17 protein-coding genes are annotated in these 17,397 nt (G+C 64.1%); 2 read left to right on the forward strand and 15 right to left on the reverse strand.

Annotation, left to right across the window (positions count from 1 at the left end; genetic code table 11):
• Positions 1-8: 8 nt before the first annotated feature.
• From JOE66_RS11045 to infC, 15 genes are all read right to left on the reverse strand, one after another.
• Positions 9-713 (reverse strand): DNA-3-methyladenine glycosylase, encoded by a 705-nt coding sequence (locus JOE66_RS11045; protein ID WP_205109420.1) that lies wholly within the window; start codon positions 711-713, stop codon positions 9-11.
• Between the two features lie 34 nt (positions 714-747).
• Complete coding sequence (locus JOE66_RS11050) at positions 748-975, reverse strand: hypothetical protein (protein WP_205109423.1); 228 nt, start codon at positions 973-975, stop codon at positions 748-750.
• The gene (argH, locus tag JOE66_RS11055; RefSeq protein ID WP_205109425.1) at positions 972-2,465 is read right to left on the reverse strand and encodes an argininosuccinate lyase; all 1,494 of its coding nucleotides are present in this window, start codon (positions 2,463-2,465) and stop codon (positions 972-974) included. The genes JOE66_RS11050 and argH overlap by 4 nt, the downstream gene beginning before the upstream one ends.
• 7 nt (positions 2,466-2,472) lie before the next feature.
• Positions 2,473-3,687 carry an argininosuccinate synthase gene (locus tag JOE66_RS11060; RefSeq protein WP_205109427.1) on the reverse strand — a complete coding sequence of 405 codons (1,215 nt, stop codon included), beginning with the start codon at positions 3,685-3,687 and terminating at the stop codon, positions 2,473-2,475.
• 138 nt (positions 3,688-3,825) lie between these two features.
• Complete coding sequence (gene argF / locus JOE66_RS11065; protein ID WP_205109430.1) at positions 3,826-4,761, reverse strand: ornithine carbamoyltransferase; 936 nt, start codon at positions 4,759-4,761, stop codon at positions 3,826-3,828.
• Positions 4,758-6,017 (reverse strand): acetylornithine transaminase, encoded by a 1,260-nt coding sequence (locus JOE66_RS11070; protein WP_307827162.1) that lies wholly within the window; start codon positions 6,015-6,017, stop codon positions 4,758-4,760. The genes argF and JOE66_RS11070 overlap by 4 nt, the downstream gene beginning before the upstream one ends.
• Complete coding sequence (argB, locus tag JOE66_RS11075; RefSeq protein ID WP_307827163.1) at positions 6,014-7,012, reverse strand: acetylglutamate kinase; 999 nt, start codon at positions 7,010-7,012, stop codon at positions 6,014-6,016. The genes JOE66_RS11070 and argB overlap by 4 nt, the downstream gene beginning before the upstream one ends.
• An 8-nt stretch (positions 7,013-7,020) precedes the next feature.
• Positions 7,021-8,178, reverse strand: coding sequence for a bifunctional glutamate N-acetyltransferase/amino-acid acetyltransferase ArgJ (gene argJ / locus JOE66_RS11080; RefSeq protein ID WP_205109434.1), 1,158 nt, complete (start codon positions 8,176-8,178; stop codon positions 7,021-7,023).
• Positions 8,175-9,221 (reverse strand): N-acetyl-gamma-glutamyl-phosphate reductase, encoded by a 1,047-nt coding sequence (gene argC, locus JOE66_RS11085; RefSeq protein ID WP_205109436.1) that lies wholly within the window; start codon positions 9,219-9,221, stop codon positions 8,175-8,177. Before argC ends, argJ begins: the two co-directional genes overlap by 4 nt.
• A 16-nt stretch (positions 9,222-9,237) precedes the next feature.
• On the reverse strand, positions 9,238-11,814 hold the full coding sequence (pheT, locus tag JOE66_RS11090) for a phenylalanine--tRNA ligase subunit beta (RefSeq protein ID WP_205109438.1): 2,577 nt from the start codon (positions 11,812-11,814) through the stop codon (positions 9,238-9,240).
• A 4-nt stretch (positions 11,815-11,818) separates the two neighbouring features.
• Positions 11,819-12,874 carry a phenylalanine--tRNA ligase subunit alpha gene (pheS, locus tag JOE66_RS11095; RefSeq protein WP_307827164.1) on the reverse strand — a complete coding sequence of 352 codons (1,056 nt, stop codon included), beginning with the start codon at positions 12,872-12,874 and terminating at the stop codon, positions 11,819-11,821.
• Between the two features lie 95 nt (positions 12,875-12,969).
• Positions 12,970-13,776 (reverse strand): TrmH family RNA methyltransferase, encoded by an 807-nt coding sequence (locus tag JOE66_RS11100; protein ID WP_205109442.1) that lies wholly within the window; start codon positions 13,774-13,776, stop codon positions 12,970-12,972.
• Positions 13,777-13,863: 87 nt separating this feature from the next.
• Positions 13,864-14,256, reverse strand: coding sequence for a 50S ribosomal protein L20 (gene rplT, locus JOE66_RS11105; protein WP_205109444.1), 393 nt, complete (start codon positions 14,254-14,256; stop codon positions 13,864-13,866).
• A 32-nt stretch (positions 14,257-14,288) separates the two neighbouring features.
• Positions 14,289-14,483 (reverse strand): 50S ribosomal protein L35, encoded by a 195-nt coding sequence (gene rpmI / locus JOE66_RS11110; RefSeq protein ID WP_104243253.1) that lies wholly within the window; start codon positions 14,481-14,483, stop codon positions 14,289-14,291.
• 27 nt (positions 14,484-14,510) lie between these two features.
• Entirely contained in the window at positions 14,511-15,164 is a 654-nt protein-coding gene (infC, locus tag JOE66_RS11115; protein ID WP_205111900.1) for a translation initiation factor IF-3, read from the reverse strand.
• A gap of 356 nt (positions 15,165-15,520) precedes the next feature.
• Here infC and JOE66_RS11120 point away from each other — a divergent pair, with 356 nt between their 5' ends.
• Together JOE66_RS11120 and JOE66_RS11125 are read left to right on the forward strand one after the other, a co-directional pair.
• Entirely contained in the window at positions 15,521-15,871 is a 351-nt protein-coding gene (locus JOE66_RS11120) for a DUF1844 domain-containing protein (RefSeq protein WP_372435491.1), read from the forward strand.
• Position 15,872: 1 nt separating this feature from the next.
• Positions 15,873-17,369, forward strand: a complete 1,497-nt coding sequence (locus JOE66_RS11125) for a cryptochrome/photolyase family protein (protein WP_205109448.1) — start codon at positions 15,873-15,875, stop codon at positions 17,367-17,369.
• The last annotated feature ends 28 nt before the right edge of the window (positions 17,370-17,397 follow it).

Genomic DNA, 17,397 nt, shown 5'->3' on the forward strand with positions numbered 1-17,397 from the left:
TCAGAGTATCAGCGCGCCGAACCCTGCGAGCCTTCGGTGCCGGGCGGCCAAGCGATACGAGGCGAGGTCACATCGGCGAGCGGGACCGCCGGGTGTCGCCGGTAGGGCGAGACTGTCCGCTCCCCCACGAGGAAGAACCGCCACGGGTAGGTGCTCGTGCCGCCGGGCCCGCTGACGCCGGTGCGTGAACTGGTGACGTACGGCAATGGATGCCCGGGCATCCGCAGCTCGTATGGCGCCTGGTCAAGCCGCACTCCCCCGTCGCTCAACGGAATGCCGAGCGCCTTGGTGAGCCTGGCCGGGCCGCGCGCCAGGTCTCTGACTGCAACCGCGGCGCCGCGGCGAGCCCGGGCGAGCATCTCGCCGTCGACGATTTCGCCTGCCCGCAGCAACACGGCGCTTGCAGTGCCGACCGGGGAACAGACGATGTTCGCGCAGGTGTGCATTCCATAGGTGAAATACGTGTAGAGGTGGAAGGGTTGGCCGAACATCACAGAGTTCGAGCGCGTCTGGCCCCGGAACGAATGCGAACCAGGATCCTCGCCGACACCGAGGTACGCCTCGACTTCGGTGATGCGCAACGCGACGACACCCTCCGGCGACGATCGGCTGAGAACCGCGCCCAGAAGGAGTGGGGCGACCACGACGGCCGATTGCTCAAAGAATGCGACGTCTGCGGGCTCGCCTGGCAGCTCGATCGGGATTTCCGTCATCGTGCCTCAGCCTTCGGTGCCCAGGCCAGCGTTCTCAGAAGAGTCGGATGCCCAGCGACAGGGAGAGGACGACGGCGACGACCACGATGACCGCTGCCACAATGGCCACGACCCAGTAGGTGAGCGGCCCCATCGGCTTGCGCCACCACGGCATCTTGTACTGGGGGTGGTTACGGATGTCGCGGTCGATTTTCGCCTTGCCGGCCTTGCCGCCTTCGGAGGGGCGGTCGTCGTCGGGGAGATTCTGGCTGCTGAGTGTCATCGTGCTGCGCCCTTCGGGTGATAGATCGTGGGCTCGGCCGGTGCGTGCACATCTTCGCCTGCCGTACCGGTCACGGTGTTCTGCAGGGCTCGAACCTGCTGGGTGAGGCTGGCGAGTTGCTCGGCGACGCGAGTACCCGCCGTTCCGCCGACACCGTCGCGGCTGGCAATCGACCCGGCGACGGTCACGACAGCGCGAACGTCTGCGGTGAGAAGTGGAGACACCGAAGCGAGTTGCTCGTCAGTCGGCTCGTGCAATTCGAGGCCCCGCTCCTCGCAGAAGCGCACCAGGTCACCGCTGATCTCGTGCGCATCCCGGAACGGAACTCCCTGTTTCACGAGCCACTCGGCGACGTCGGTCGCTAGCGAGAAACCGAGGGGTGCCAGCTCAGCCAGCCGCTCGGTATTGAAGGTGAGCGACGCGACCATGCCGGTGAAGGCCGGCAGCAGGACTTCGAGCTGTTCGACAGAGTCGAAGACCGGCTCCTTGTCTTCCTGCAGGTCGCGGTTGTACGCCAGCGGCAGACCCTTCAGGGTGGCAAGCAGGCCAGCGAGGTTGCCGATCAATCGACCGGATTTTCCCCTGGCGAGCTCCGCGATGTCGGGATTCTTCTTCTGCGGCATGATCGACGAGCCCGTTGAATACCCGTCGTGCAGCTTCACGAAGCCGAATTCGCGCGTGGCCCACACGATGATCTCTTCGGCGAACCTCGAGAGGTTGATGCCGATCATGCTGGTGATGAACGCGAATTCCGCCACGACATCGCGGCTCGCGGTCGCATCGATGGAGTTGGGCATCGGGCCGCCACCGAGTCCGAGCTCGCGTGCGACAAGCGCCGGGTCGAGCCCTAGCGAGCTGCCCGCCAACGCCCCTGCGCCATACGGCGACGCGGATGCCCTGACCGACCAATCTCGCAACCGTTCGAGATCGCGCACCAGCGGCCACGAGTGGGCGAGAAGGTGATGCGACAGCAGAACCGGTTGTGCGTGCTGCAGATGGGTACGCCCCGGCATCGGTGCATTCGGGTGCGCCGCGGCCTGTGAGGCGATCGCATCGATCAGCTGGATCACCAAGTGGGCGATCTCGCGACCATGATCGAGAAGATACAGGCGCACCAGTGTGGCGATCTGGTCGTTCCGGCTTCGACCCGCTCGCAGCTTTCCGCCGAGGTCAGAGCCCGCCTGGATGATCAACCCCCGTTCGAGCGCCGAATGAACGTCTTCGTCGCCTTCCTCCGCGACGAACTCGCCCGACTCGATGGCCTCGGCCAGATGGTCGAATGCCGAGGACATCGAAACGAGCTCCGCCTTGGTGAGGTAACCGGCTGCGGCGAGCGCCTTGGCATGCGCTCGGGAACCGGCGATGTCATACGGCCAGAGCTGCCAGTCGAACTGGGTCGATTTGCTGAGCGCGAGGAGTTCGGGTGAGGGCCCGCTCGCGAAGCGGCCGCCCCACAGGGCGCCCGCCTCTCCGGCTCTGTTCTGTACCATTTCGGTGTTACGCCTCGATCGACCCGCCCGCAGCGATATCACGCCGCGCCGAGATCTTGCTCGGGAGCGACCAGATCTCGATGAAACCCTTCGCCTGCGTCTGGTCGAAGCTGTCGCCGGTGTCGTAGGTCGCGAGGTCGAAGTCATAGAGGCTCTGCTCACTGCGCCGACCGGTGACCGTGGCCTTGCCTGCATGGAGCTCGAGCCGGATCTCGCCGGAGACATAACGCTGGGTGTCGTCGATGAAGACATCGAGCGAGCGCTTGAGACCGGAGAACCAGAGCCCGTCGTAGACGAGCTCTGACCATTTGGCCTCGACGCTGCGCTTGTACCGGCCGAGGTCACGTTCGAGCGTGAGGTTCTCGAGTTCTTCGTGGGCGGCGATCAGGGTGAGGCCGGCGGGAGACTCGTAGATCTCACGACTCTTGATGCCGACGAGACGGTCTTCGACGATGTCGATACGGCCGATCCCCTGGTCGCCTGCGAGCTTGTTGAGCAGGACTACGGCCTCGAGGGGCGTCACAGGCTTGCCGTCGATCGCCGTGGGGATGCCCTCGACGAAGGTGATGGTGACCTCGGTTGCCGGGCGCGGAATCGCGGGATCCTGGGAGTAGGTGTAGAGGTCTTCGATGGGGCCGTTCCACGGGTCTTCGAGGAATCCGGTCTCGACCGCGCGACCCCAGACGTTCTGGTCGATCGAGTACGGGCTCTTCTTCGACTGCGCGATCGGCAGGTTGTGCTTAGCGGCATACTCGATGGCCTTGTCGCGGGTGAGGGCGAAATCCCTCACCGGAGCGAGCGAGATCAGGTCGGGAGCGAGCGCAGCGACCGCCGCCTCGAACCTCACCTGGTCGTTACCCTTGCCGGTGCATCCATGCGCCACGCTGTCGGCACCGAGCGCGATTGCGGTCGACGCGAGGTGCTTGGCGATCAGGGGACGACTGAGAGCGGAGACCAGAGGGTAGCGCTTCTGGTAGAGAGCATTCGCCTTGAGAGCAGGCATGAGGTAGTCGTTCGCAAACTCGTCACGGGCATCGACGACAACGGCTTCAACAGCACCACAGTCGAGTGCGCGCTGGCGGATGACCTCCATGTCTTCACCTTCCTGGCCCACATCGACGGCGAGAGCAACGACATCCTTACCCGTCGCGTCTTTCAGCCAGCCGATGCCGACGGAGGTATCGAGACCTCCGGAATACGCGAGCACTACCCGTTCTGACACTTTTTCTCCTTGAGGTTTGCAGCGCTTGTAGTTTACTGTGGGCCAGCGCTCGGCCCCGTGCCACGGTCGGACCAGCTCGCCTCAGCGCGCCGGCTCGGCGCGCTGAACTGCTGGCGCAGGTACCGCGAAAGTCCTGGGCTAGGCAGCCACGGTCTGCTGGCGGAGCAGCCAGACCAGCAGTGCCTTCTGGGCGTGCAGTCGGTTCTCGGCCTCGTCCCAGATCACGCTCTGCGGGCCGTCGATGACCCCGGCGCTCACCTCGTAGCCTCGATCGGCCGGGAGGCAATGCAGGAAGAGCGCGTCCGGTTTTGCGCCGGCCATGAGGTCAGCGTCCACCTGGTAACCGCCGAAGACCTTCACCCTGGCAGCCTTCTCGTCTTCTTTGCCCATCGAGACCCATGTGTCGGTGACAACGATGTCTGCCCCCGCAACCGCTTCTGCCGGGTCGGTGAGAACGGTGGCCGACCCTCCGGTGGTTGCCGCAATCGTGCGCGCATCGGCCACGACGGCCGGGTCGGGCGAGTACGCCGCGGGCGACCCGACGCGAACGTGCATACCTGCCGTTGCGCAGGCGAGGAGATAGGACTGGGCCATGTTGCTGGCGCCGTCACCGAGGAAGGCCACGGTGAGGCCGGCGAGTTCACCCCGGTGCTCACGAATGGTGAGAAGATCGGCGAGGAGCTGGCACGGGTGGAACTCGTCAGAAAGCGCATTCACGACGGGAACCGTGGTGTTGAGGGCCATCTCTTCGAGGCCAGTCTGGGCATAGGTGCGCCACACGATGGCGGCAACCTGACGTTCGAGAACTCGAGCCGTGTCTGATGCAGTCTCTTTGCCGCTCAGCTGGCTGTTCGCCGTGCTGATGATGAGCGGGCTCCCTCCCAGGTCGGCGATACCGACGGCGAATGAGACCCTGGTGCGTGTCGACGACTTGTCGAAGATGACCGCAACCGTCTGCGGGCCCGCCAGGGGTTTCGACGCAAAGCGGTCTCGCTTCAGCTCTGCAGCCAGATCGAGGATCTCCGCCTGCTCGGCAGGAGTCAGGTCGTCGTCGCGAAGAAAGTGGCGGGTCATCGGAGTTGGCCTTCTGGTTCGGGGAGTGCTCCGAGTGCGCGAAGCGCCGCACTGAAGCGAGTGATGAATGCATCGACTTCGAGGTCACGGATGATCAGCGGAGGCGCCATGCGGATGCTCGACTCGTTCGCTGCGTTGATGATGAGCCCAGCATCCATCGCAGCGGCGGAAAGCTGCAGGGCAACAGGTTCCGTGAGGCCGAGCCCGATCAGGAGCCCGTGACCGCGAATGTCACCGATGAGTGGGGAGTTCAGCTCGGCAATACGCGAGCGGAGCTGGATGCCCCGGCGCTCGGCATTGCCCACGAGATCTTTGTCTTCGATCTCCTCGAGCACAGCGTTCGCTGCAGCTGTCGCGAGAGGGTTGCCGCCGAAGGTGCTGCCGTGCATGCCTCGCTGGAAGAGCTCTGATGCCCACCCGAAAGTCACCAGCGAGCCGATCGGCACACCGCCAGCCATTCCCTTGGCGATCGTCACCGCGTCGGGCTTGATGCCTGCGAGCTCGTAGGCGAACCATCGGCCCGTTCGGCCGATACCCGTCTGGATCTCGTCGAGAATGAGGAGAACCCCGTGTTTCTCGGTGAGTTCCCGAGCGCGTGCAAGGTAGCCCTCTGGCAGGTCGATGACTCCGGCCTCGCCCTTGATCGGCTCGACGAAGAATGCAGCGACCGAGTCGTCAATTGTCGCTTCGAGGGCTTCCATCGTCGAGTCGATGTGCACGACACCTCCGGGGAGCGGGAGGAAGGGCTGCTGCATCTCCGGCTTGCCGGTGAGGGCGAGAGCGCCCATCGTGCGACCGTGGAACGAGTTCTTGAGTGCGACGATCGTCTTTCGCGCGGGTGTGGAATTCAGTCGCGCCAGCTTGAACGCGGCCTCGTTCGCTTCAGCGCCGGAGTTGCAGAAATAGGCGCGGCCCTCGGCGCCCGCGCCGGTGATGCGCTTGAGGCGTTCAGCGAGCTGGAGCTGGGGGCGTGTTGAGAAGTAGTTGGACACGTGGGCGAGAGTATTGATCTGGCGTGTGACGGCCTCAACCAGAACGGGGTGCGCGTGGCCCAGCGAATTCACGGCGATGCCGGCGAGAAAGTCGAGGTACTCCTTCTCGTTCTCATCCCAGACGAACGCCCCGCGCCCGTGGGTGAGCAGCGCAAGAGGCCGGCCCATCGTTCGCATCATCGACTCGTCGAAGGTGTCGACCCATGCCCCTGGGGTGAAGCCCGGGGCCGCATGGCTGACGGTCACATTGACGTCGGTGGTCACGAGAGTTGCCTTTCGGTTTGTGCTGTTGCTTCGGTCGCTGCTGTCGTCTCGTTGGGTGTTGCCGCCGGCTCAGGCACCACTGCGGCATGCAGCACGACCTCTGTTCCGCTTCCGCTCTGGGTGAAGACTTCGAGCAGGATCGAGTGGGGTGTGCGCCCGTCGATGATGGCAGCTTTGGGTACACCGCCGTCGACCGCTTCGAGGCAGGCGCCCATCTTCGGAATCATGCCGGATTCGAGCGAGGGAAGGAGCGAGCGGAGTTGCTCGACCTCGATGACCGACACCAGCGAATCGCGGTTCGGCCAGTCGGAGTACAGACCGGCGACATCGGTGAGAATGACGAGCTTCTCGGCCCCCAGTGCCACGGCGAGCGCTGCGGCCGCGGCGTCGGCATTGATGTTGAGAACCTGGCCCGGCTCGTCGCGGTCGGGAGCGATCGAGGAGATGACCGGGATCCGCCCGGCTGCCAGATGTTCTAAGACGGTCTCAGGGTTCACCCCCACCACATCGCCCACGAGACCGAGGTCGACCACTTCCCCATCGATTTCGACGAGGCGTTTCCGGCCCTCGAACAGACCGGCATCTTCGCCGGAGAGGGCGGTGGCGAGAGGTCCGTGCTCGTTGATGTGGCTCACGATGTCCCTGCTGATCTGCCCAGTGAGAACCATGCGGACGACATCCATCGCTTCGGGGCTTGTGACCCGGTAGCCACCACGGAATTCGCTCTCGATGCCGAGCCTGTCGAGCATCCGTGAGATCTGTGGGCCACCTCCGTGAACGACGACAGGTTTGATTCCGGCATACCGCAGGTAGACGATGTCTTCTGCGAAGGTACGCTGCAGCTCGGGGTCGACCATGGCGTTCCCGCCGAACTTGATCACCATGATCTTGTCGTGGAAAGCCTTGAGCCAGGGTAGCGACTCGATGAGGGTCGCGGCCTTCACCCCCGCGAGGCCCTGCGCGATGTCGCCAAGCAGGAGTTCTGGTTCGTTCACGTCGACCATCAGCTGGCGTACGCGCTGTTCTCGTGAACGTACTCGTGGGTCAGGTCGTTCGTCCAGATGGTGGCAGTGGCGTCGCCGAAGTGGAGGTCGATGATCACTGAAACGGCGCGCGGAGTCAGGTCGATCAGATCCCGGCTCTCGAAGGGTTCACCGGCCTTGCAGATCTTGACATCGTTGATCGTGACGTCGATGTCGTAGGGGTCGAAGGATGCATCGGTGGTTCCCACAGCGGCCAGAACCCTGCCCCAGTTAGGGTCGTTGCCGAAGATGGCGGCCTTGAAGAGATTGCTGCGGGAGACGGCGCGGGCTACTGCCACACCGTCGTCTTCGCTCTCGGCGTTCACGACCGTGATGGTGATGTCGTGGCTCGCGCCCTCGGCATCTGCCTGCAGCTGGAGCGAGAGGTCCTGGCACAGGGCTGTCAAGGCCGCGCTGAATTCAGCGGGCTCCGGGGTGATTCCGGATGCCCCGCTCGCCATCAGCGTGACAGTGTCATTGGTCGACATGCAGCCGTCGGAGTCGAGTCTGTCGAAGGTCACCCTCGTGGCTTCGCGAAGCGCCGCGTCGAGCCCGGTCGACGGGATGTCTGCGTCGGTCGTGATGACGACGAGCATCGTCGCAAGCCCCGGTGCGAGCATTCCTGCCCCTTTGGCCATGCCACCGATCGACCAGCCGTCGCCCACGATGACGGACTGCTTCGCCTTCGTGTCGGTCGTCATGATCGCCAGTGCGGCGTCTGTGCCGCCATCGGCAGACAACGCTGCCACGACTTCGGGCACTCCCCCGACCACCTTGTCGCGAAAAGCCTGGTCTCCCGTACCAATGAGGCCGGTTGAACAGACGACGACGTCTCCTGCCGAGACACCGAGGCTCTCGGCGACGGCCTCTGCGGTGAGATGCGTCGTCTGGAATCCGAAGGAGCCGGTGTAGCAGTTGGCTCCACCGGAATTCAGGATGACCGCCGAGACAGCCCCGTCGAGCAGGGCTTTCTCAGACCAGAGCACGGGGTTGGCCTTGCAGCGGTTGGAGGTGAAGACGGCTGCAGCCGAGGAACGCGGCCCCCTGTTCACCACGAGGGCCAGGTCACGAGCCCCCGTGGACTTCAACCCGCGAATGATGCCCGCTGCTTCGAACCCTGCCGGTGTGGTGACACTCACGGTGCAACTCCATTCAGAGGAAGGCCCAGGGTCTCGGTAAGCCCGAGAGCGATGTTCGCTGACTGGATGGCAGCACCTGCGGTGCCCTTGACCAGATTGTCGATGGCTGTCACCGTTACGACCCGATCGGCGGCCTCGTCGACTGCGATGCCGATCAGGGCCGTGTTCGCCCCCACCACGTCGGAGATTCGCGGGAACCGGCCCTCCGGAAGCACATGCACGAACGGCTCGTCGGCGTATGCCGTCTCCCAGGCTGAACGCACGTCGTGCGCAGACACACCGGCCGCGAGTCTGGCCGTCGAGGTGGCCAGGATGCCCCTGGACATGGGGACGAGAACCGGAGTGAACGAAACGGAGACGGTCGCCCCGGCTGCGGCCGAGAGGTTCTGCACGATCTCGGGGTTGTGGCGATGGCCTCCCCCCACACCGTAGACACTGGCCGAACCGAGGATCTCACTCGCCAGGAGGTCTGTTCGAAGACTCTTGCCTGCCCCTGAGGGGCCGACGGCGAGTACTGCAACAATGTCGACGGGCTGGATGACGCTGGCCCGGAGCCCGGGTGCCAGACCCAGGCTGATTGCAGTGACATTGCAACCGGGTACAGCAATCCGCTTGACGCCGATGAGTTTCGAGCGCTGCCGCTGGAAGTCCTCGATGAGGAGTTCCGGCAATCCGTAGGGCCACGCACCGTAGAACTCTCCACCGTAGAACTTCGACCAATCCGCCTCGCTCGTGAGACGGTGATCGGCGCCGCAGTCGACCACGAGTGTCGCTGGGTCGAGTGCTTCGGTCACTGCTCCCGACTTGCCGTGAGGCAGCGCGAGAAAGACGATGTCGTGCCCGTTCAGCACCTCGGGCGATGTCTCGCCGAGGATGAGGTCACCATAGGTTCGCAGATGTGGATGAAGCGCGATCAACGGCTGGCCAGCGTTGGCGTTTGCCGTCACTGTGCGCACCTCGAACTCGGGGTGCTCGGCGAGAAGGCGCAACAGCTCGCCGCCGGCATACCCACTCGCACCGGCTACGGCTACCGAAAAAGACATACGCCAAACCTACCGCTCACTCGCGTGACACCGCCCCGAAGCGAAGAGCCGCCTCGGCGACGCCGGCAACTCGCGCCTCGCTGGCCTCCGCGGCGGTCAGCGTGCGCTCTGACGAGCGGAATCGGAGCGCGAAGGTGAGTGACTTGTGCCCTTCTTCGATGCCGGCCGCCCGGTAGTCGTCCACGACCCGGATATTCTCGAGCAGTTCACCGGCCCCCTGGACCAGGGCTTCCCGAACGTCGCCCGCCGGAACCCCGACGGGAACGACAAGCGACACATCCTGGGTTGCAGCAGGGTACGACGAGAGCGGAGTCGCCTCGACGCTGCGAGCTGCGAGTGCCATCAGAAGTGAGAGGTCGAGCTCAGCGACAGCAACAACACGAGGAAGGTCGAACTCGTCAGAGTGCGCGGGTAGCAGTTCTCCTGCGTAGCCCACAGGAATTTCAGAGGTGGCGTCTATCGATACGGCCGTCTCTTCGCCATCGTGGTGGTTGACGATCGTGGCGAAGAGTTCAGCCGTTCGCCCCGGGTGCAACGCCTTGTGGATGCCCTGGCGAACAGTCAAAGTGACATCGAGCGCGTCGGTGAGCAGGCGAACGGCGTCGAGTGCTTCTGCAATGCCTGAACCCAGGGCGGGCTGCCCTGGCTGCTTTTCGACCGAGTTGCCGAGGAAGAGCATGCCGACGTGCCACGGCTGCGGAGGGATACTCGCGTCCAACGCATCGAGTGTCTCCTGGGAGGGTATCGCGGCCCCTGGCGGGACCTCTGCAACGCCATAGTGAATCCCCTCCTCCGGCTCGAAGACAGCACCGACTTCGTAGAGTGCGAGGTCTGTCAAACCGCGGGAGAGGTTGCGGCGCGCAATGTCGATCAGGCCAGGAAGGAGCGTAGCCCTGAGGAATGGCACTTCGGCGTCGAGCGGGTTCGCCAACCGGATCGCCGGCACCGCGCTGTCATCAGATGACGCGAACAGGGTGTTCGAAGTGCTGGAGACGAAGGGATAGGCGAGGACCTCGGTCAGGCCCGCTGCCGCGAGGGTCTCTGCCGAGAGTCGACGCAATCGCTGTTCGCGCGTGAGCCCCCGGCCCGGTGGTGCGGTGGGAAGAATGCTCGGGATGCGGGAATACCCGACTATTCGCGCCACCTCTTCAGCGAGGGACGACTTGTGAGTGAGGTCGGGGCGCCACGACGGCGGCGAGACGATCAGACCGTCGTGGCCGTGCTCGAGCGTCGCCCCGATTTCGATGAGTGAATCGCTGATCTCTTCGTCTGTGTAGTCGACGCCGACGAGCTTCGAGATGTAGCCGTCGGGCAGGAAGATCGGAGAAAGCGGGTTGTGGGCATGGAAATGCGATCCAGCATTCTCAGCCCGACCGCCCGCCAATTCCTCCAACAGCTGCACGACTCGGGCCGCCGCCGTCGCCGCGACCTCTGGATCCACTCCTCGCTCGAAGCGTTTCGACGCTTCGCTCGGTAGCTTGTGGCGCCGGGCGCTGCGCGCGATGCTGATGGGGTCGAAATTGGCGGCCTCAACGAGCACATTCGTGGTGGCATCAGTGATCTCGGTCTGCAGGCCACCCATGACTCCGGCAAGGCCGATCGCCCCGGCGTCGTCGGTTATCAGAAGGTCTTCCGGGTTCAGAACCCGGTTCTGGCCGTCGAGCGTCAGGAGAGTCTCGCCGGACTCGGCACGCCGCACGACGATTCCGCCCTGGATCGTGTCGAGGTCGTAGCCGTGGAGTGGCTGACCCAGCTCGAGCATCACGTAATTGGTGATGTCGACGACCAGCGATATCGATCGAATACCAGCGAGCTTGAGCCTGGCGATCATCCACGCCGGCGTCGGCCGTGTGGCGTCGATCCCACGCACCACCCGGGTCACGAACACCGTGGCCCCGACCCTGGCCCTGATGGGAGCTCGGTCGTCGATGGTCACGGAGAACCCGTTCTCCGCGGCCGCGACCGGGACCACCGCAGCCGGGTCGCGGAACACTGCCCCCGTGGCGTGGGCGTATTCGCGGGCGATGCCCCTGATCGAGAAAGCATAACCACGGTCGGGAGTGACGTTCACTTCGACGGCGGCATCGTTGAGCCCGAGCAGTGCGAGTGCGTCGGTACCGACCTCAGGATCGAGGCCCAGGGTCGACAGCCGCAGGATGCCATCGTGCTCGTCACCGAGCCCGAGTTCCCGAGTGGACGCAATCATGCCGTCGGAGACGTGGCCGTAGGTCTTGCGCGCGGCGATGGCAAAGTTTCCGGGCAGTACTGCGCCCGGCAGCGTCACGACGACCTTGTCGCCCACGAAGAAGTTGGGGGCACCGCAGACGATGCCGCGAACATCAGCCCCGCCATCGCCCGCCGTCTCACCGGCGGCGGCCACGCGCACACTGCACCAGCGGATGGTCTTGCCGTTGCTCTGCGGTTCTTCGGTGAATTCGAGCACTTCGCCGACGACGACCGGGCCCGTGATGTCGAAGTCGTGTGAACCTTCTTCTTCGAGCCCGACGCTTACGAGGGCAGCATGAACGTCGGCAATCGTGGTGCCTGCTGGGAGTTCGACGAACTCCGCGAGCCAGCTCAGGGGGATACGCATGGGTCTAGACCACCATTCCGAATTGCTGGCTGAACCGGACATCGCCCTCGACCATGTCGCGCATGTCATTCAGGTTGTTGCGGAATTGGAGCGTACGTTCGATTCCGACGCCGAAGGCGAATCCGGAATAGACCTCAGGGTCGATACCCGCGGAGAGTAGAACGTTGGGATTCACCATGCCACAGCCGCCCCATTCCACCCACCTGGCACCACCTTTGGCGTTGGGTTGCCACACATCCATCTCAGCGCTCGGTTCGGTGAACGGAAAGTAGTTCGGGCGCAGGCGGATCTTCGCCTCATCACCGAACATCTGGCGTGCGAAGAATTCGAGCGTGCCCCGCAGATGGGCCATGGTCAGCCCCTTGTCGACGGCGATGCCCTCCACCTGGCTGAAGACCGGTGTGTGGGTGGCATCGAGCTCATCGGTGCGGTACGTGCGACCCGGCGCGATCACGTAGACCGGCAGCTCGCGTTCGAGCAGAGAGCGCACCTGAACCGGGGACGTGTGCGTACGCAGCAGCAGGTGCGACTCGACAGGGTCGACGAAGAATGTATCTTGCATGGCACGGGCCGGATGATCGGGGTCGAAGTTGAGCGCATCGAAATTGAACCACTCGTTCTCGAGTTCGGGCCCCTCAGCGATCTCCCACCCCATGCCGAGGAAGATGTCACCGATCTTCTCCTGGAGGAGCGAGAGCGGATGACGTGCACCCAGGTGCCGGCGCACGGGGAGCGCTGTGACGTCGAGCGCCTCGGATGCCAGCTGCGCCGCATTCTCGAGCTCGACGACGTCGGCCTCCTTAGCGGCAAGGGCCTGGGTGACCCTGCCCCTCGCCTGGCCCACCAGCTTGCCTGCTGCCGCCTTCTGCTCGTTGGGCAGGGTGCGCAGCAGACCGTTCAGACGCGCGAGGGTCGATGCTTCACCCGCGTGCTCAGAGCGTACGGCCTTGAATGACGCCGTATCGGCGATCGAGTCGATGGCGGCAAGTGCTGCAGCAACCGCAGCGGCAACCGACTCGTCGGAAATGGTGAGCTCAGGGGGAAGAGAGGGTTCTGACACGAGACACAAGTTTAGCCAGCTTGCCCAGCCCGTGATTTCGGCTTGTCTATGGTTGTGCAGAATTACCCGGACCATGACCCTGGGAGGGAGGAGCGTTACCGCTCTGAATGCTGGGCGAACGCACTCTCGTACAAGCACACGGAAGCGGCCGTGGCGAGATTCATCGACTCCGCCCTGCCGTAGATCGGCACCGAGATCACCCTGTCTGCGAGGGTCAGGTTCTCATCGGTGAGACCCCGAGCCTCATTGCCGAACAACCACACCGTCGGGCCGGCCAGCAGCCCGGTCGAACGCACCTCGAGAAGGTCGTCCCCCTTGATGTCGGCCGCCAGGAGCTGCATTCCGGCCTCGGTCACCCTGCGCTTGACGTCGTCGAGGTTCGCATCGACAGCCACAGGCAGGTGGAACAGCGAGCCAGTGGTCGACCGCACCACCTTGGGGTTGTAGAGGTCGACAGAGCGGCCGGTGAGAATCACCGCGTCAGCCCCCGCAGCATCCGCAGCCCGGATGATCGTGCCCGCGTTGCCCGGGTCGCGGACTTCTTCGAGCACGGCAATGAGGCGTGGCTTGGCCGCGAAGATGTCCTTGATCGCCGTGGGGAACTGGTGACAGACGGCGATGAAGCCCTGCGGGGTGACGGTGTCGGACATCACTTCGAGCACGTGTTCGGAGACGAACTCGACATCGACGCCGGCATCGACTGCTGTCTCGGCGATGTCGGTGTAGCGCTCGAGGGCGGTGGGTGTTGCATACAGTTCGACGACGAGTTGGGGGCTGAACAGGAGCGCTTCAGCTACCGCCTGCGGGCCTTCCAACAAAAAGAGCCCGGTCTCAGACCGGGCCCCTTTTTTTGCAAGTTTGGCGACGGCCCGAACACGCGGTGAACGCGGATTATCAAGCATGTGCCAAGTCAAGCAGATATTGAGTTGTTTGTCGGCCAGGCGGGCACGAATTGCCGCGCCGCTGACCATTCACCTGTGGTGAAAGGACTACGCGGCAGCGTCGACCTTCGGGGCCGAGGTGTCTTCGGGAAGTGCAGCCTTTGCGCTGGCGACGAGAGCCGCAAACGTGGCGGGCTCGGTGACGGCGAGGTCGGCCAGAATACGGCGGTCGACCTCGATGCCGGCCAGGTTCAGACCCTGGATGAGGCGGTTGTACGTGAGGCCGTTGAGACGGGCAGCCGCGTTGATGCGCTGGATCCACAGGCGACGGAAGTCACCCTTGCGTGCGCGGCGGTCGCGGTACGAGTAGACGAGGGAGTGGGTGACCTGCTCCTTGGCCTTGCGGTAGAGGCGCGAACGCTGGCCGCGGTAGCCCTCTGCGCGCTCGAGAATTACGCGACGCTTCTTGTGGGCGTTGACGGCCCTCTTTACTCTTGCCATTTTCTTCTGTCCTTAAATCGTCGTCGTGAGTTCTAGAGGCCTAGGAGCTTCTTGATGACCTTGGCGTCCTGCGGGGCAAGAACCTGGTCGGTGTTCAGGCGGCGCTTGCGCTGGCCCGACTTCACTTCCAGGTTGTGGCGCATGCCGGCCTGCTGCTTCATGACCTTGCCGCTGCCGGTGATCTTGAATCGCTTCTTGGCTCCGGAGTGGGTCTTCATCTTGGGCATTATTGTCTCCTCGTGGGTTAGGGAAAGTTACTCGGCTGCGGGTGTTGCTGCAGCTGTGGTCGGTGTACTGGTGCCTTCGGCACTGCTCGTGTCGGCACTGGCAGGCGCTGGCGCCTCGCGAGGTGCCTTTGCAGCAGCGCGCTGGGCGTTGGCCTCGGCTTTGGCCTCTGACTTGTTCTTCAGGGGGCCGATCACCATGACCATGTTGCGACCGTCGATGGTCGGGCTCGATTCGACAGAACCGAACTCCGAAACGTCTTCGGCAAATCTTTGGAGAAGGCGAACACCCTGGTCGGGGCGTGACTGCTCACGGCCACGGAACAGGATCATCGCTTTGACCTTGTCACCGGCCTTGAGGAAGCCTTCGGCGCGCTTGCGCTTCGTCTCGTAGTCGTGAACATCGATCTTCAGACGGAAGCGAACCTCTTTGAGGATCGTGTTCGCCTGGTTGCGCCTGGCCTCTTTGGCCTTTTGCGCAGCTTCGTACTTGAACTTTCCGTAGTCCATGATCTTGGCAACGGGCGGCTTCGAGTTCGGGGCCACCTCAACCAGGTCAAGGTCGGCCTCTTGCGCGAGTCTGAGTGCCACGTCGATACTGACGACGCCAACCTGCTCACCGGCCGGACCCACGAGGCGGACCTCGGGTACTCGTATTCGGTCGTTTGTACGGGGATCGCTGATGCGTTGCTCCTTTGTGCTGACGGATGCTCGGCCGACGCACCGCGGCACGAACCGTGGGCACGCAAAACTGAAATAATCCACGCACAAACGACACCGCCGAACTTCGACAGCACACATCACACACGTACCGCACCCTCATCTGCTCTCGCAGACACCTGCCCTGCTGATGTTCACGAAGGTATTCGTTCTCATCGACGGGGCGGAGTGCAATCAACCCGGTAACCTTGAGGCATCAAGCCAAACGGTCAAGCGCGGGTGGGAGATTCTCCACTTTTGTCTGAAGCCATAATGGCCTCAGAGCCGCATAGAGCATATCAGAGTCTCAGGCCAACATGTTAGAACGGAATCAAATCACTGTGAGCGATGTCTATCTCGAAGACGATTCGATCGGGGCGGCGCGCGACATCGCCGACGTACAGGCCGTCGAGGTCATCACAACGACCGCCGTGCACCTGATGAGCGCCGCTGCGGTGAAGGTCGGCCTGGCCGACGACCCCGAGAACCAGCTGGACCTCGACGAGGCGCGAAAACTCATCATCGCCCTCGCCGGGCTCGTGACGGCTGGAGCCCCGGAGATCGGCGACATGCACGCCCGAAGCCTGCGCGACGGCCTGCGTTCGCTCCAGCTGGCCTTCCGCGAAGCGTCACCCTTCCCCGACGCAATCGGCCAGGGCCCGGGCGAGAAACTGACCGGGCCCGTCAACTGAGATGACTGCCGGGCGGGTGCGCTGGATCTTTGCAGGCCAGCTCGGTTCGCTGTTCGACGATGGCGGCCCGATGCTGCTCATCGAGTCGAGGCGGGCGCTCGGGCGGGGGCCGATTCACCGGACGAAAGCGCACCTGCTGCTGTCGGGCATCCGGCATCGCGCCAGGGAATTGGGCGACCGGGTCGAATTCCACCAGGTCGATACGTACTCAGAGATTGTGGATGACCGGACCGACCTCGAAGTCATCGACCCCACCTCGTGGCGGGCCAGGCGCAAGGTGCGGCAGATCGGAGCGACAATCCTGCCGAACCGGGGTTTCGTTTCGAGCGAAACGGAATTCGCGGAATGGGCGGCGTCACGAGGAGCCAAGCGGCTTCTGCTGGAGGACTTCTACCGGGAGATGCGCCTTCGTACGGGCATCCTGATGGACGGTGACGGACCGACCGGCGGCCAGTGGAACTTCGACCAGGACAACCGCCAGGCTCCACCGAAGAATGCCGTCAGCCTGGGGCTGCCAGAGCCCTGGTGGCCGGTCGAAGATGACATCGATGAGGAGGTTCGGGCGGATCTCGATCGATGGCAGGCCGAAGGATCGGTGACATTGGTCGGTGACGATGGCCCCCGCAGGTTCGCCGTGACGGAAAGCGAAGCGCACGCGGCGCTCGAGGACTTCGTTGCCGTCAGGCTGAATGACTTCGGCCCGTTCGAAGACGCCACGCTCGCGGGTGACTGGACGATGGCTCACTCGCTGCTGAGCGTACCCCTGAACCTCGGTCTGCTCGACCCTCGCGCGGTCGTCGACAGGGCGGTGAGCGAATTCCACGCCGGCCGAGCTCCACTTGCGAGCGTGGAAGGCTTTGTTCGCCAGATCGCCGGGTGGCGCGACTACGTCTGGCACCTCTACTGGCATCTCGGCGAACAGTATCCGACGAGCCACAACGGGCTGAACGCGAGGCGGGAACTGCCGATCGAGTTCAGGCGACTCGACGCCGACGCGATCGAGGCGAACTGCCTGAGCCAGAGCATGCGAGGTGTTCGCGAACGGGGGTGGGCCCACCACATCCAGCGCCTGATGGTCATCGGGAACTGGGCTCTCCAGCGGGGCTACGATCCGGTTGCGCTGAATGACTGGTTCGTGGCGATGTTCGTCGACGGCACTCCGTGGGTGATGCCGGCGAATGTCATCGGTATGTCACAGCACGCAGATGGCGGAATCGTCGCGACCAAGCCGTACGCGGCCGGCGGCGCCTACATCTCGAAGATGACCGACTACTGTGGCAGCTGCCGCTTCGACCCGAAGGTTCGCCTCGGGCCGGATGCCTGCCCGTTCACGGCAGGCTATTGGGCCTTTCTCGACCGGGTCGAGCCGCAGCTGCGCACGAACAACCGTATGGCCCAGCCCCTTGCGGGCCTCAGGCGGCTCTCCGACCGGGAAGCGGTCGTCGCCCAGGAGCGCGCGCGAGATCAGCTGGGCGAATTCACGGCCCTCATCGAGTGACAGTGCCGAACTCAGGCATGGGTGCTCG

Origin of the sequence: Subtercola frigoramans (assembly GCF_016907385.1) — a bacterium.
GTDB lineage: Bacteria > Actinomycetota > Actinomycetes > Actinomycetales > Microbacteriaceae > Subtercola > Subtercola frigoramans.